The sequence below is a fragment of the Rhodoluna miladensis (SeqCode) genome (genome assembly GCF_965234705.1).
GTDB classification, from domain to species: Bacteria; Actinomycetota; Actinomycetes; order Actinomycetales; family Microbacteriaceae; genus Rhodoluna; species Rhodoluna miladensis.
The window spans coordinates 387382-403096 of record NZ_OZ248465.1; the positions used below are offsets into that span (position 1 = coordinate 387382).

15 protein-coding genes are annotated in these 15715 nt (G+C 50.4%); 12 read left to right on the forward strand and 3 right to left on the reverse strand.

Annotated features, from left to right (window positions below; translation table 11 throughout):
• Positions 1 to 108: 108 nt before the first annotated feature.
• Positions 109 to 363, forward strand: coding sequence for a hypothetical protein (locus AC8GDC_RS01925; protein WP_506558205.1), 255 nt, complete (start codon positions 109 to 111; stop codon positions 361 to 363).
• Positions 364 to 443: 80 nt separating this feature from the next.
• Here the strand turns inward: AC8GDC_RS01925 and AC8GDC_RS01930 are convergent, their stop codons facing one another.
• The gene (locus AC8GDC_RS01930) at positions 444 to 1076 is read right to left on the reverse strand and encodes a TetR/AcrR family transcriptional regulator (protein ID WP_506558206.1); all 633 of its coding nucleotides are present in this window, start codon (positions 1074 to 1076) and stop codon (positions 444 to 446) included.
• A gap of 130 nt (positions 1077 to 1206) precedes the next feature.
• Here AC8GDC_RS01930 and AC8GDC_RS01935 point away from each other — a divergent pair, with 130 nt between their 5' ends.
• The 4 genes from AC8GDC_RS01935 to AC8GDC_RS01950 all read left to right on the forward strand — a co-directional run bounded on the left by AC8GDC_RS01935 (position 1207) and on the right by AC8GDC_RS01950 (position 5891).
• Positions 1207 to 3399: a leucine-rich repeat protein gene (locus tag AC8GDC_RS01935; RefSeq protein WP_506558207.1), complete on the forward strand. Its 2193-nt coding sequence runs from the start codon at positions 1207 to 1209 to the stop codon at positions 3397 to 3399.
• Positions 3400 to 3479: 80 nt separating this feature from the next.
• A complete protein-coding gene (gene serA, locus AC8GDC_RS01940; RefSeq protein ID WP_506558208.1) occupies positions 3480 to 5072 on the forward strand; it encodes a phosphoglycerate dehydrogenase in 1593 nt (530 codons plus the stop codon).
• A gap of 157 nt (positions 5073 to 5229) precedes the next feature.
• Positions 5230 to 5508 carry a type II toxin-antitoxin system Phd/YefM family antitoxin gene (locus tag AC8GDC_RS01945; protein WP_506558209.1) on the forward strand — a complete coding sequence of 93 codons (279 nt, stop codon included), beginning with the start codon at positions 5230 to 5232 and terminating at the stop codon, positions 5506 to 5508.
• Positions 5508 to 5891, forward strand: coding sequence for a type II toxin-antitoxin system VapC family toxin (locus AC8GDC_RS01950; RefSeq protein ID WP_506558210.1), 384 nt, complete (start codon positions 5508 to 5510; stop codon positions 5889 to 5891). The genes AC8GDC_RS01945 and AC8GDC_RS01950 overlap by 1 nt, the downstream gene beginning before the upstream one ends.
• On the opposite strand, the gene rbsK is transcribed toward AC8GDC_RS01950, so the two are convergent.
• Positions 5888 to 6820: a ribokinase gene (gene rbsK / locus AC8GDC_RS01955; RefSeq protein ID WP_506558211.1), complete on the reverse strand. Its 933-nt coding sequence runs from the start codon at positions 6818 to 6820 to the stop codon at positions 5888 to 5890. The genes AC8GDC_RS01950 and rbsK overlap by 4 nt on opposite strands.
• Entirely contained in the window at positions 6821 to 7789 is a 969-nt protein-coding gene (locus AC8GDC_RS01960; RefSeq protein ID WP_506558212.1) for a sugar-binding transcriptional regulator, read from the reverse strand. It abuts the gene before it with no gap.
• A 112-nt stretch (positions 7790 to 7901) separates the two neighbouring features.
• Here AC8GDC_RS01960 and AC8GDC_RS01965 point away from each other — a divergent pair, with 112 nt between their 5' ends.
• The 7 genes from AC8GDC_RS01965 (at position 7902) to AC8GDC_RS01995 (ending at position 15709) form a co-directional block, all read left to right on the forward strand.
• Positions 7902 to 9581, forward strand: a complete 1680-nt coding sequence (locus AC8GDC_RS01965) for a glycerol-3-phosphate dehydrogenase/oxidase (protein ID WP_506558213.1) — start codon at positions 7902 to 7904, stop codon at positions 9579 to 9581.
• Positions 9578 to 10672, forward strand: coding sequence for an ABC transporter ATP-binding protein (locus AC8GDC_RS01970; RefSeq protein WP_506558214.1), 1095 nt, complete (start codon positions 9578 to 9580; stop codon positions 10670 to 10672). The genes AC8GDC_RS01965 and AC8GDC_RS01970 overlap by 4 nt, the downstream gene beginning before the upstream one ends.
• Positions 10673 to 11755, forward strand: coding sequence for an ABC transporter ATP-binding protein (locus tag AC8GDC_RS01975; protein ID WP_506558215.1), 1083 nt, complete (start codon positions 10673 to 10675; stop codon positions 11753 to 11755).
• A gap of 2 nt (positions 11756 to 11757) precedes the next feature.
• Positions 11758 to 12714, forward strand: a complete 957-nt coding sequence (locus AC8GDC_RS01980; protein ID WP_506558216.1) for a carbohydrate ABC transporter permease — start codon at positions 11758 to 11760, stop codon at positions 12712 to 12714.
• Complete coding sequence (locus AC8GDC_RS01985) at positions 12711 to 13562, forward strand: carbohydrate ABC transporter permease (protein ID WP_506558217.1); 852 nt, start codon at positions 12711 to 12713, stop codon at positions 13560 to 13562. Before AC8GDC_RS01980 ends, AC8GDC_RS01985 begins: the two co-directional genes overlap by 4 nt.
• Positions 13563 to 13838 carry a DUF2160 family membrane protein gene (locus AC8GDC_RS01990; protein WP_506558218.1) on the forward strand — a complete coding sequence of 92 codons (276 nt, stop codon included), beginning with the start codon at positions 13563 to 13565 and terminating at the stop codon, positions 13836 to 13838.
• A gap of 113 nt (positions 13839 to 13951) precedes the next feature.
• Positions 13952 to 15709 (forward strand): ABC transporter substrate-binding protein, encoded by a 1758-nt coding sequence (locus AC8GDC_RS01995; protein WP_506558219.1) that lies wholly within the window; start codon positions 13952 to 13954, stop codon positions 15707 to 15709.
• Positions 15710 to 15715: the final 6 nt, after the last annotated feature.

The following is a 15715-nucleotide window of genomic DNA, read 5'->3' on the forward strand; positions in this document are numbered from 1 at the left end:
ATATCAGCAATTCCCTTGGGGTTCTTGGTGAGCTTTGTTGGGCTGGTTTTTTGGATTGTAGCTATAGTGAGAAAACCTAAAGCCTAGCTAGCAAAGGAAGGGTAAGAAATGGAAAGTCTCGCACTAACGGTGGCTCTAATCCTGCTTGCAATATTGAGCTTTGGCCTAGGAGCATTCGTGCTTTCCTGGTTTAGATCTCCTGTGGCCAAAGTGCTTACCTATGTCTTGGCCACGGTATCGATAGCCGCCGGGGTCTGGGTGGGCTGGGTCTTGATTGATGGCAATGGGATAGCCATTGCCTTGGTGCCTGTTTGCCTCGGGGTTTTTAGCTTCTGGAACTCTAGGCGCAGGAACAAGGGTTGATTGCATCCTGAATTTACCTCAGGCCAGAGCTAGATTTTTCTTCGGGTTTCTCTAATGCCGCGCTGTGACTTTTTTTCTTCTTATTCCAGCGGAAGCGGCACCTGCATAACCTTCTTTATCTGGGCGTTGCTTAGGTTAAGCATGGAAAGGGCCACCCTAAACCCTTCGTTTGCTCGTACTGGATCCAAGCCTTGAAAGGCACCTTTTACTAGAGCCAACATCGCCCCCGAAAAAGGAAGGATCCTAGCGTCCGCTTGCTCGTCGGGCAGGACTCCGGTTTTAACAAGTGATTTGTAGTGCTGAACCCAGTCGTTTTGGAATTCCGGAAAGGCACTTTCCACTTGCCAGTCTTTGTGCCCCATTATTGCCGCAAGGGTTGGATTCGTTTGTTTTAGACCCAAAATCATTCTCATTGGGAGAACCAAGGCAATTAGCCCATCATCGAATTTTGATGCCTGGTCGAGAGATTTTTGGATCCACGGTACCCAGACGCTACCAAAGGACTCGGATAAGAATGCTTCGCGATTCTTGAAGTACCGGTAGAGGGTTGTAGGAGAAACCCCAGTGACTGACTGGATCTGGGCGGTTGTGGCAAAAGGCCCGAAAGTTTTCAGGACTTGGACACCGTCCAGAAGAAAAGCTGCTCTGCTGCGGTCGTTGTGCGCTGAATACCCCCCTGAAACAGGGGTGGTTGGCTCCTTAGCTGCTGCCATCTGTTCATTTTACCAAGTTGCCTGTTTAGACACACCTTTTGTATTTGATAACGGCTTATCAATATTGTAATCTCATACCAAATTACAGACCCAGTCTGAGAACTGCCAAGTTAGGGGAGAAAAGCTCAACATGCGCCTACCTTGGGAAGTCAAAGTCAGCCCAAAACTTCCAACCCTGTCAGTGGTTGGAATCGTAGTGGCATTCTCCCTTGTTGCCACAGGGCTTTCGAATCTGCCAACTCCCGGACAGGCAGCAACCTATGAGCTGATCTGTTCCAAGACTTCTAATGCAACTGCAACTGCGGAAGCCACTGAAGTTACCGATACAACGTTCAGATTGTCCATAACCGGAACGGAACTTGGTAGGGGGGCGCATCAGTGTGCCGGTGAAGCAATTATCCCTGAAGGAATCATCACGATTGGAAATGGTGCTTTTGTGCCTTGGCGTGTATCCGATAACACTCCAATGTCGAATCCTTACTTGACATCGATCGTCTGGCCAACAACCGTCACGACTATCAACTATGGTCTGATAAATCTGCGCGGACTAACCACTCTCGACATCCCAAGTTCGGTGACCTCAATCTCGCCCCAATCCTTTCAGTCGCTAAGCTCGTTGACGTCGGCAAATATTCAAGGTCCGGCAAGCGGTGTGAACACATTGACGCTGAATCAATACGTCTTTAATGAAACAGTGACGGCACTGACAATTGGAAACGGATACGTGAATTTTGGTGCGAACTTTAGCAATGGATCAGTGCTGACATCGCTAACACTTGGCCCTAATGTCAAATCTATTGGAGAGAGGGCCTTCTTCGCTATGGAAGACAGTAGGTCATTTACTAGTGTCAATATTCCCCCTGGACTGACCACAATTGGCGGCGACGCATTTGCCAACAACCCCTATTTGAAATCAGTTTTGTTTGGCACTGGCAAACCAGGCATTACATCAATTTCATCAAGCGCGTTTGGTGGCAGTACAGCCATCGAAAGTGTCCAATACTGTGGGCTGATTGACCCGGCCTTGAGTAATGTGTTACTTGACTCGTTTATTGCGGAAAATTGGCCAGACGCGAATATCTATTGCAGTTCCTCGGCTAACGTACCCACGATTTCGAATCTAAACCCGTTACGGGGTCCTACGGCCGGTGGCGATCTTGTCACAGTGCAAGGCGCTAATCTCTCGAATGCAAAGGTTTATGTTGACGGAGTTGAGGTCGCGGTGACCAATAACACCGCCACCTCTCTAAAATTCACTACTCCCGCTGCAGCTGAGGGCGAAAATCGAGTCAGGGTGGTCACAAACCTGGGAAGCGCTAATCCATGTTTCAGATACGGATCGGCCACGGCCCCAGGAGCTCCAACTATCTCGGCTGTTACTGCAGGGGATTCTCAGCTGTCGGTGTCCTTTACTTCGCCAAGGTGTATTGGTGGTGCTGCTATTTCCGAGTACGAATACTCAACAAACGGTGGCGCAAACTGGAGCACCACTGTTTCGCGCTCCAGCCCGCTAGTTATTACAGGCCTAACAAATGGCACTTCTTATCCGGTAGCGATTCGAGCAAGAAACTCGGTCAATGCAGGATCATGGTCCAATATTGTTGCCGGAACTCCAGCTCCAGCTCCAGCTCCGCCGACTTCTAACAATTCTTCTGCACCACCTTCGGCTGAAGTTTCTGCAGTGAGTATTAGGGCATCTGGCACCGGGAATTCTTCGGTAGTTCGAATCAAGCTCAACAAGCCACCGTCTATGGGGGAGCAGATGTCTGTGACAGTTCGGCTACTTGACCTAGATGGCAATCTAATCCAGGAGCTAAAGGTTCCAGTGAATTCCAATACGTCTTATATAGAGGTTCCTGTGAAGAAAGCTATTGGTGCCTTCAGTGCAACAGCAGCTACCAGCAACGCTGTAGTCTCCGGTGTCTCTAAGAGTCTGGTCCCAGAGATCGTCAAAGCCCAAACCATTAAGGTTTCGAAGATCTCTCAGGCAAAGCGCCTGAAGGGAATCCGGATTTCAGGAAACTTTGGTTTCACTCCTAATTCGTGGACTCTTTCACCAGAGGTGAGAAAACAGCTTCGGGAAGCAGCGGTGGTAGCAAAATCCGAGAATGCTCGCATAGCTGTCACTGGATTTGCTGCCGTCTCAGGGCTTGGATCCATCTTTGAGCGCTACGTGGCCACGCAAAGAGCGCTCACGGTTTCAGAGTTCCTGCGCAAGCGGGGAGTTGAAAGCTGGATTTATTACAAGGGTCTTTCTGGCCCCGAGGGGCTTTCATTCCCAGGGCCACAACCCCGAAGAGTTGAAATCAGAATCCTGAAATAGTGGGCTTTTAGCTAGACTTGAGCCCAATGCTTCACAGTTGAAGCATTCCCCCTTTTTCTAGCCCTCTTGAGGAACACCTTTTGCCTAAGCCAATCGTCCTAATCGCCGAAGAGCTTTCGCCTGCCACGGTTTCTGCCCTTGGTCCTGATTTCGAGATCAAAACTATTGACGGCACTGACCGTGCCGTGTTGTTGGCTGAGCTTGCTACGGCAAGTGCGATTCTGGTTCGCTCCGCAACCCAGTTGGATGCCGAAGCAATCTCAGCTGCTAAGCAGCTGAAGGTTATTGCTAGAGCTGGTGTGGGACTCGACAACGTAGATATAAAGGCAGCAACTGCTGCTGGTGTGATGGTTGTGAATGCTCCAACCTCGAACGTTATCTCGGCTGCTGAGCTTGCAATTGGGCACTTGCTCTCTTTAGCCCGTCACATCCCGGATGCTAATGCTTCCCTAAAGCAAGACAAGTGGGAAAGAAGCAAATTTACTGGCGTTGAGCTATACGACAAGACCATCGGAATCGTAGGTTTAGGTCGAATTGGTTCTTTGGTTGCTGAAAGACTTGCTGGCTTTGGGGCAAGGCTTATAGGTTTTGACCCTTATGTCACTCCTGCCAGGGCTGAGCAGATGGATGTGACTTTGGTTTCCCTGGATGAAGTGATGGAGCAAAGTGATTTCATTACAATCCATATTCCTAAAACCCCTGAGACCACGGGGCTGATTGGTTCTTCCCAGTTTGCTAAGGCTAAAAAAGAGCTTCGTATTGTTAATTGCTCGCGCGGTGGAATCATCGACGAGGACGCTTTACTTGAGGCGCTAAAAACCAACCGCATTGCTGGGGCTGGGCTCGATGTTTTCAACAACGAGCCTCCTAAGGGATCTCCTTTGCTGTCTTTGCCTAACATCCTCGTTACCCCTCACCTTGGAGCCTCAACTGACGAGGCTCAGGAAAAAGCTGGTATCTCGGTTGCTAAGTCGGTAAGGCTTGCTCTTTCTGGGGATCTGGTTCCTGATGCCGTTAACGTTGCCGGCGGACAGATCGATGAGTCTGTGAAGCCGGGTATTTCTATGGCTGAGAAGTTGGGCCAAGTGCTCTTCGGCATGGCCGATGCTTCCTTGGTTTCTGTTGAGGTTGAAGTTCGTGGCGAGATTGCGGTTCACGACGTGTCGGTTTTGAAGCTTGCTGCCCTGAAGGGTATCTTCATGGCGGCGGTTGATGATCAGGTGAGCTACGTAAATGCGCCGCTACTAGCTGAAGCCCGCGGTGTTGAGGTCAAGCTCACCGTAAACAAGATCTCGGAAGAGTATCGGAACATGACCACCCTTCGGGCGGTGCTATCCGATGGGTCTGTGGTGTCGGTATCGGGAACTGTTATTGGTCCTAAGCGTCACGAGAAGATCATTGGCATCAACGGCTACGACGTTGAGCTGGCCTTTGCTGAGCACATGGTGCTCATGGTTTACTCGGACCGCCCAGGCATTGTTGCCGTATACGGCAAGGCCTTTGCCGATGCCAAGATCAACATTGCTGCCATGCAGATTGCAAGGCAGCAAAAAGGTGGCAAGGCGCTATCGGTTATCACTGTTGACTCACCGGTTGAGCCAGCTCTTCTTGAAAAGCTCAAGAAGGACATTGATGCTTCGACTATGAAGGCCATCACTATCTCTGTTGGCTAGTTGGAGCCTCAGGTAAGTTATCCACAACTTTCCAAGTGCGACAAATTGCAACGAGACTTGTTCTAGCTTGTTTGACATGAATTCAATTTCTGCAAATTCCAAAACACCGCCTCTTTCGCTCTTGTCAGCTTCAAACGCGCAGAGTTATGCTGAAGTCATGACTAGGACAGTGAACATAAGCGACGCCAAGGCCAACCTGTCTAAGCTCGGGGACGATGTTGCCCAGGGTGAAGAAGTCATCGTCTCGCGCTCTGGTAAACCGCTTATGAAGTTGGTTGCCCTAACGCCGGATGAAAAGCAGGCTGCCCAAGCCAGGACGCTCCCCAGAGACCTCTGGGTTACTGCCAAGTACTTTGAAGGCTTTGACTGGGAAGCTTGGGACCGGCTGGATGAGGACATGAATGAGATTTGGCGCAAGTTTGGGTACATGGACTAGTGCTGGTCCTGGACACCAACGCACTGTTTTCGCTTCTTAGCAATCCCAACCAGTTTGGAAAAAAGACTCAGAGACTTCTAGCGCGGGCGAGCAAAGTTTATTTCTCACCGGTTTCAGTTTTTGAAATCGCAATCAAGGACATGCTCGGAAAAATCAAGCTTTCCCATCCACTTGGTGCTCTATTGAAAGAACACGAATTGGGAAGTTTACCTTTGCGAGTAGAGGATGCTTTGGAAACCTATTTCCTACCCAGCCTCGTAAGGCATGACCCCTTTGATCGCCTCATACTGGCAACAGCTAAATCTAGAGGTGCAACGCTGGTCACATCAGACAGGCGTATGTTGGATTTGGGTTTCGATTGGATCTTGGACTCGGCTGCCTAAGAAACTTGAAACCCATCAACTTGGGTCCTGGTAGGCAAGCTAGACGATGCCCCTAGTTTTGTGACTGAGATCGATGCTGCCTTCACGGCCACCTCAATAGCTTCCTCTAGGGAAGCTCCCTCGCTAAGCAGCGCTCCAAGACAACCAGCAAATGCATCGCCTGCAGCAGTGGTGTCCACTGCTTGAACCTTGGGAGCTGCAAACAATCTAGTTTCTTTTTTGTTGACCAACACAACTCCTTGGCCACCCATGGTGATGATGGCGTTTTCAACGCCTTTGTCTAGAAACCAGTGGCCGGCTTGTTTGGCCGATTGCTCATCTGTTACTTCTATACCCGTTAGTGAGTGAGCCTCTGACTCGTTAGGGGTCACGATATCAATTAGATCCCAGGCAGTTGGCTCGGGGTTGGAAGCAGGTGCTGGGTCCAGAACAACTGTTAGTCCTTGGGATTTGGCAAGGCTAATGGCGTGACGATTTACTTCCCACGGAATCTCGAGCTGAGTAAGAAGTACTTTGGCATTTGGGCGTTTTTCGAAGGCATCATCCACCTGAGCCTTGGTGATCTTGAAATTCGCCAGCGGGATGACCACGATGTTGTTCTGGGAGGAGGCGGCAACTCTGATGTGAGCGATGCCGGTAGGTCCCTCAACTTGTCTCACAAACGCTGTATCAACCCCAAAATCCTCAAGGGCGTCGGTTGCAAAATCAGTGAAAACATCGGTTCCAACGCAGCTAACCAGGGTGCTGGTAGTTCCTGCTAGGGCTGCCGCAACAGCCTGGTTTGAGCCTTTACCGCCCAGGATGATCTTGAAATCACTCCCAAGAATGGATTCACCTGGGGCAGGAAGTTTGTCCGCAAAGGCCACCAGGTCAATCGAGATACCTCCCACGACAATGACGCCACCTGTTTGGTTTTCTTGATTTGCCATTTAGTTCTCCTCTAGCAAGGCCGCTGCGGTGCCATCGTCGATGATCAAATCCGAAATGTATTTGCCAGCAAGGGCACCCTTGAGACTTGGAAGTCTTGAAGGACCTGCGATCACGCAGATCTTTCTTGGAACCGCTCGAATAACATCAAGGCTAGGACCTGTGGAGCGGTTATTTAGCGCTATGCCATCTGATGAGCCATCGGCGCGGTAGAACACCGTTGCGATATCTCCCACGATGCCTCCTTCGTTCAGGCTCTTTTGATCATCGGGGCTTAGATAGCCGGCTGTGTAAACCTGGCTTGGAACTTCTGAGTTACTGGCGCCAAGGCCAAACAGGGCAACATCCATCGAGGACTGTATGTCCAAAATTCGCTTGGTACTTCTTTCTCTCCAGAGAGTTTCTTTGGCAGAAGGATCATCAAAAAAGGCAGGGACTGGAAACTGCTCCACAGTTGCACCATATGCTTCACCGAAGCGCCGAAGGATTTCACCACTGTATGTCACACCGGTGGTAAAGGTGTTTCCAGCTCCATTGAGCTGGACCACCCTTGAATCCCTCAAAGGTCTCGGAGCCAAGTTTCTACTCACCGCTGCGGTAGTTGATCCCCAGGCAACACCCATTGTCATGCCGGAGAAGAAAAAGTTGGTGAGCATTCGTGCGGCCGTAAGAGCCACACGGTCCAAGCGATCAATCGGGGAAGCTGATTCGGCAACCGGAACAAGATGTGCGTTGACTCCGTAGCGCTTTTTGATCTCGGTTGCCATGCGCCTTGGGGCATCTTCGGGGGAGTGAATCTTGAATTCGACGATGCCTCGGTCTTTGGCCATCTGCAATAGTCGTGAAACCGAAGATCTCGAGACCTTCAGCTCATCGCCGATGGCGTCCATGGTCAGATCCTGCAGGTAGTAAAGCTGGGCGGCCTTGAGGGCCAGGCGAACCCTGGATTTCTCATTGACCTCGTCCAACATAACGAAAGTATTGCACATATGTGCAAGTTGGCTGAAATTTATGTCAGGGGGCCCAAAGGGTCAATAGATTGCTGGTATTCAGGCATTTTCAAAGAAGAAAGCGGCAGAGTTTATGAACCAGAGCACAGTCGAATCTTCTCGACTAAACGCGCTCCGGGAAAACCCCAAAGCTCAGGTGCTCATTATCGGCGGCGGCATCAATGGCCTCGCCACTTTCCGCGACTTGGCCTATCAGGGCATCGATGTCGTTCTAGTTGAAAAAAACGATTACTGCTCCGGAGCTTCTGCTGCTTCCTCACACATGATTCACGGTGGTGTTCGTTATCTAGAGAACGGCGAGATTCGTTTGGTTAAAGAATCTCTCGAAGAAAGAAATCGCCTCTTGAAGGCAGCTCCTCATTATGTGAAGCCACTAAAAACCACAATGCCGATCTTCTCGATTTTCTCTGGCCTTATCAGCGCTCCGATTCGTTTGTTCACTCATTCATCGGGTAAGCCAAAAGAGCGCGGCGCAATCTTGATCAAAGTTGGACTACTTCTTTATGACACCTTTGGACGCAACGGTGGAACAATGCCGAGGCATCGATTCTTAGGCAAGAAAAAATCCATGGCAGAAATGCCTTCACTAAACAAAGACGTTAAATTCACCGCCACCTACTACGACGCAGCAATGGACAATCCCGAAAGACTAGCTCTCGATGTTTTGTTTGATGGCCTATCTGCAGGCAGCAATGCACGTGCCTTCAACTACTTAGCAGCAAGCGCCCACAAAGATGGCAAGACAGTTTTGAAAGATCAGCTCACCGGTGAAGAAATTTCCTTCACTGCCGATGTGATTGTTAACACCTCAGGTCCTTGGACCGATATGACAAACCAGAGCCTTGGATTCAATACCGGCTACATGGCAGGCACCAAGGGCTCACACATCGTCTTGGATAACCAAGAGCTATTCGATGCTTGCGATAACCGTGAAATCTTCTTCGAAAACCGCGATGGACGCATCGTGTTGATGTATCCAATCTTGGGCAAGGTTCTAGTTGGAACAACCGATATTCCTCACGACATGAAAGAGCCTGCGGTTTGCACCGACGAGGAAGTCGACTACTTCTTCAAGTTGGTTTCTTACGTGTTTCCACAGATTCAAATAGACAAAGACCAGATCGTCTTCAAGTACTCAGGGGTTAGACCCCTGGCAGCAAGTGGAGATATCAACCCGGGAGTTATCTCTCGCGACTACCGAATTGTTAGAACCTCGGCTGAGAATGAGATTCCGGTTTTGAGCCTGGTTGGAGGCAAGTGGACAACCTTTAGAGCACTGGGTGAGCACCTTTCTTCTGATGTTTTGAAGCTTTTGGGCAAATCCCGCGTTCAGTCCACAGCAAAGATGTCCATCGGTGGCGGAAAAGATTACCCAACTACCGATGCATCCCAGAAGCAGTGGGCGCTAGAGAACAAGGGGTCAGTTTCGGCAGAGCGCGCTCTGCAGCTACTTCTTCGCTACGGAACCAGGGCAAAGCACGTTCTTGATTACATTTCGGTAACGCCTGAGACCATGCTGAAGCACGCCCCAAGCTTTTCGGACTCCGAAATCGAGTACTTGGTCAAAAACGAGAGCGTTTATCGCCTAGAAGACCTAGTCAACCGCCGCAGCAACCTAGCCTTCACTGGATCTATGAATACCGCACTGTTACAGGAGTTGGCGAGCATCATGCAAAAACCTCTAGGCTGGGATTCCGGCAAGAGTTCCTCAGAAGTTTCCGGCGTCCACATTGAAGCGGGGTCTCGAGTATGACCAAGATGGTCCTAAAGGATATTTCCCTGAGCCAAGACTCAGAGGAGATCATCTACGATCTTTCAGCCACTTTCAAAAGCGGCATCAACTTACTTATTGGCCCAACTACAGCTGGAAAGACCACCCTGATGAGAATCATCGCGGGTCTGGTCAAGCCAACAACTGGAACTGTGACCCTGGACGGGGTGGATATCACCAAGATTCCAGTCCAGCAACGTTCGGTTTCTTTTGTGTATCAGCAGTTCATCAACTACCCATCACTTTCTGTCTTTGACAACATCGCTTCTCCTTTGTTGGCTGCCAAGAAAAAGCCAGCCAAGGAAGTAGTTGCAGCCCGAGTCGAGGAGATGGCAAAGCTTCTGGGCCTTACCCCATTCCTAAAGCGCAAGCCTTCTGAGCTTTCCGGTGGTCAGCAGCAAAGAGTTGCTATCGCTCGAGCACTGGCCAGACCAGCCGACATTGTGCTTTTGGATGAGCCTCTTGCAAACCTCGACTACAAGCTGCGCGAGCAGCTTCGAGCCGAGCTTCAGAGCATCTTCTCTGACGAGTCATCGATTGTTATCTACTCAACCGCTGAGCCTTCCGAGGCACTGGAATTTGCCACCGACACCTTTGTTATGGACGAAGGTCGCCTAATCCAAACCGGTAAGGCGCTGGACATCTACCAGGCTCCAAAATCCGTTGCCGCAGCTATCGCTATGGCCGATCCACCGATCAACCTTCTGGCCTCAACCGTGGATGGCAAAACAGCTAACTTCGGACCAGAGAGCTTCAAGTTCTCTCGTCCTGAGCTATCAGATTCAGCCAAGGCGATCACCATGGGTATCCAGCCAGGCAAGATCACCCTTGAGGCAGCATCTTCTAAGTCGGTTGCTATCAAGTGCCAGGTCCAGCTAGCTGAGGTGACCGGTAGCTCAACATTCGTTCACGTCAAGCTCGAATCAGGCGAGCAGATCGTTATCGAAGTTGAAGGCACCCAGAATTTTGCTCTGGATAAGAAGATCACCGCTTACTTCGAGCCTGCAGATCTTTATGGCTTTGAGCCAACCTCGGGCAAGGCAATTTTTGCTCCAATTTCAGGAGGTAAGTAAATGGCTGAGATTCGCTTAGAAGGTGTTGCTCACTCCTACGACGGAGGAAAGACTTACGCCCTGAACCCAATCACCATGACCTGGAAAGACGGCAAGGCTTACGCCTTGCTAGGTCCTTCGGGTTGTGGCAAGACCACTCTTTTGAACATCATTTCGGGACTACTCAAGCCATCGGAAGGAAAAGTGTTCATCGATGGCAAGGACGTCACCGATGTTGTCACTGACGATCGAAACATCGCTCAGGTTTTCCAGTTCCCGGTCTTGTACGACACCATGACAGTTAGAAAAAACCTCGAGTTCCCTCTAAAGAACCGCAAGGTTCCAAGAGCCAAGGTTGCAGAGCGAGTCAACGAAATTGCAGCCCTATTGGGCATCGAAAAAGACCTTGACCGCAAGCCATCAAAGCTTCGCTCTGATCTTCAGCAGATTGTGAGCCTGGGTCGAGGACTCGTTCGCGAAGACGTATCGGCGATCTTGTTCGATGAGCCACTTACCGTTATCGACCAGAACTTCAAGTGGACACTTCGCAACCGTCTAAAAAGATTGCATTTGGCTACCGGTGTCACTGTTGTGTATGTGACCCACGACCAGACCGAGGCACTGACATTTGCCGATGAGGTTTTGGTTATGGACCAGGGTTCCTTGGTTCAGGCTGGAACTTCCGAGTCGTTGTTCTTGGAGCCACAGCATGAATTCGTTGGCTACTTCATTGGATCACCGGGTATGAACTTCCTAGATGTTGAGGCAAGCTCATCAGTTCTAACTCACAACGGCAAGCCAATTGGTAAAGCTGCCAAGGCTGGCCTAAATGGCTCTCACCGCTTTGGGGTAAGGCCGGAGTTCTTGGTTCCTAGCAAATCCGGTCTTGAGTTCAAGATCGACCGCGTCGAAGACCGCGGTGTTTTCAAGCTGGTGCATCTGAGCAAGGACGATTTCAAGTTCATTGCAAAGACAGAAGAAAGCTACGACGCCAAGGTTGGCGCCAAGGCGAATTTCAGCTTTGATGCCAAGCGAGCTTTTGTCTACGACATGAACAAAAAGGCCGTGTCAACTGTTTCACCGAGCAGTGCAGGGGGTAACTAATCATGGATGGCAAGAAGAAAAACAACAGGGCTTGGTTCCTAGTATTGCCAGTGGTGTTTGTTGTTGCTTTCACCGCGATCATCCCTCTGATGGCAGTTGCCAACTATTCACTGCAGGATATTCAGGGCGCCTCCAACCGCTTGTTCGTGGGGCTTGATTTCTTCAAGCGAGTAGCTACCGATCCAAACATCCAGGATGCCTTCACCAGGAACCTGACTCTTTCAGCTCAGATACTTCTTATTCAGATTCCACTTGGAATCTTCCTAGCCAGGCTCATGCCTCGCTCCGGTTGGAAGGCATCTGCTGCTCTAGTGGTTGTTGCAATACCACTGATTATTCCCTGGAACGTAGTTGGAACCACCTGGAGAATCTTCACCCGTAGCGACATCGGTTTGGGTGGAGTGCTCGTAAACCAGTTCTTCGACTACAACCTGAGCGAAGACACCACCGATGCTTGGGCCACGATCTTGGTAATGGACACCTGGCACTGGACACCTCTGGTGACCTTGCTGGTCTATGCGGGACTTCGTTCTATTCCGCAGGCTTACTACCAGGCAGCTGCCATCGATGGCGCATCCCGCATGGCGGTATTCCGCTTCGTTGAGCTTCCAAAGCTAAGACGAGTGCTGATGATTGCCCTATTGCTTCGCTTCATGGACTCATTCATGATGTACACCGAGCCATTTGTGGTCACCGGTGGAGGTCCTGGATCATCGACTCAGACCTTGAGTATTTTGCTCACCACGATTGCTATTGGTCAGTTCGACCTAGGTGTTGCCGGAGCCTTCTCGCTGATGTACTTCTTGTTCATTCAGATCTTCTCCTTCATCTTCTTCACAGTACTGACTTTGGATGAGCGCCCAGGTGCTACCAAGGTCACGCTCAAAGACAAGAAAGCAGCGAAGCTCGATAAGAAACCAAAGCAAGTGCGTTCGAAACTTGAGAAGGTGCAAAAATGACGACAATGATGGCGACTTCCGCTGCCGGTAAGAAGACCTCAAGGTTCCGCATTGACCTTAGAAGCTGGTTGTTCTGGCTGATCATGGCCGTTTGGTCCCTTCCGCTTATTTGGTTGATCTCGATGTCGTTCCGTGACAACGCTGACATCCTGTCCAAGTTTGAGGTGATCCCGACCGAGATTTCCTTGAACGGCTACACCCAGTTCTTTGAGGATTCAAGTTGGATCGGTTCCTACATGAACTCGATCACCTACACACTTATGAACACTGTGCTGTCGTTGATCGTCGCTTTACCTGCAGCGTATGCATTTAGCCGTTTTACCTTCTCGGGAGATAAGCACCTGTTCTTCTGGCTGCTAACTAACCGCATGGCCCCGGCTGCTGTGTTCTTGCTTCCTTTCTTCCAGCTTTACCAGGCAGTGGATCTGTTCGATACTCCTTTGGGTGTAGCTCTTGCACACATGCTCTTCAACGTTCCGCTGGCGGTTTGGATCCTCGAGGGCTTTATGTCCGGAGTTCCAAAGCAACTGGACGAGATAGCAGAGATCGATGGCTACAAGTTCCCTAGGTTCTTCTTGACCATCTTTATTCCGATGATTCGCTCAGGTATCGGCGTAACAGCGTTCTTCCTGTTCATGTTCAGCTGGGTTGAGCTGCTTATTGCCAGAACCATCACTGCAACCTCCGCCAAGCCGATCGCAGCCCAAATGACTCGAACAATTTCAGCTTCCGGTATTGACTGGTCATTGCTCTCGGCTGCTGGTGTTATGACCATCATTCCTGGAGTGATTGTGATCTGGTTCGTTCGAAACTACATCGCCAAGGGCTTTGCGTTAGGACGTGTGTAAATGTTCGATTGGATTCCTTGGACCACACCGGTTGCCATCGTGTTTATCGGAGTGGCACTTATGATCACCGGTCTAACCATATGGGGTCACTACCGCCCACCGGTAAGGCGCAAAGGATTTTTGGGGATAGTTACAGATCGAACAGAGCGCGTTTACATCGCGATTGTTTCGTTTGCACTAGTTATGGTGATCTCGTTCGCGATTGTGGACAGTGACACCGTTATATGGGCCATATCAGCGCTAGCAATGTCAGTGGTGATCCTGATATGGGGATAAAGAATTCGATGAGCAGGCTTTGTTCATCGTTTTGGAGCACGGGGGATTCCTCGGGTTCTAGAAATGTTGAGAAGACCAGATCGGCCTCCTCAACGGCAATGCGAAAGGTAAAAATGAATAGAAATGTTCGCAAAGGTAGCATCGCTGGTTTGGCCATGTCGGCCGCCGCGGTACTACTAGTCACAGGTTGTGCCTCAGGTGGGGCAACACCTTCTGACGTGGATGCAGTTGCTGCAAAGTGGGCCGATGGTGAGTTTGCACTCAGCGCATTGACCCGCGATGAGAAAATTGCTGAAATGAAGTGGTTCGCTGAAGCGGCTGCCGGTCTTGGAGTTTCCGAGATCAGCGTTGTTTCTGAGACCATCGACCCGCACGTGTATGAGTCAGAAGTTTTGACTCAGGCATTCAAGGAACTAACTGGAATCTCAGTAACTCACGACCTCATTGGTGAGGGTGACGTTATCGAAAGAATCCAGACCGAAATCAAGACCCGTACCTCGATCTACGATGGCTACGTTAATGACTCCGACCTAATCGGTACTCACCAGCGTGGAGACTACATCTACCCAGTAGCTGACCTAATGGCAGACTCTGCGATTACAAACCCAGGTTTGGACATCGAAGACTACATTGGTATCAGCTTCACCACTGGTTCTGATGGCGTTATCTACCAGCTACCTGACCAGCAGTTCGCGAACCTTTACTGGTTCCGCTACGACTGGTTCAGCGACGCTGACATCCAGAAGCAGTTCAAGGACATCTACGGTTACGACCTAGGCGTTCCAGTTAACTGGTCTGCTTACGAGGACATCGCTAAGTTCTTCTCAACCGAAGTAAATGGCGATGGAACCATCGATGGCAAGAAGGTCTATGGTCACATGGACTACGCTCAGCCAGGTCCTTCACTACAGTGGCGCTTTACTGACGCTTGGCTATCAATGGCCGGTAACGGTGACGGCACCGGAGGTGGCCCTAACGGTCTACCTGTTGATGAGTGGGGTATCCGTGTTGAAGGCTGTAACCCAGCTGGTTCTACAGTGGCCCGCGGTGGAGACCTAAACGGTCCTGCTTCGGTTTACGCTCTAACCAAGTTCTTGGACTGGTTCGAGTACGCACCTGAGACAGCAAAGGGAATGGACTTCAGCGAGGCTGGAGGTGTAGTAGGACAGGGTGAAATTGCGCAGCAGATTTTCTGGTACACAGTTTTCACTGCTTCTGCTACCGACCCATCACTACCTGTTATGAATGAAGATGGATCACCGAAGTGGCGTATGGCTCCAAGCCCACACGGTTCCTACTGGAAGGATGGCCAGAAGCTTGGCTACCAGGACGTAGGATCATGGACATTCATGAACCACGCTGACGAGAACCGACGCGCTGCTGCATGGCTTTACGCACAGTTCGTTACCTCAAAGACCGTTGACGCTGCTAAGTCGGCCAAGGCTCTGACATTCATTCGTCAGTCAACCCTTGACCTTGAGTACTTCACAGAGAACGCGTTCAAGTATGGAGGACTCATTGAGTTCTACCGTTCACCAGACCGTGTTTCATGGTCTCCTACTGGTACCAACGTTCCTGACTACCCAACCATTTCTAACCTATGGTGGCAGTCAATTTCCAAGGCTGCATCAGGTGAGTTCACTCCTCAAGAGGCTATGAACGAGCTTGCAGCTGCTCAGGATGACGTCATGATCCGTCTAGAAGCATCGAACCCTGATGCTAACTGTGCGGTCAAGATGAACCCAGAGCAGGACGAGCAGTACTGGATCGATCAGCCAGGTGCACCGGTTGCGAAGCTAGCAAACGAGAAGCCTAAGGGTGAAACCCAGAACTATGACGAACTAGTCAAGCGCTGGGCTGCAGCAAACTAATACGGT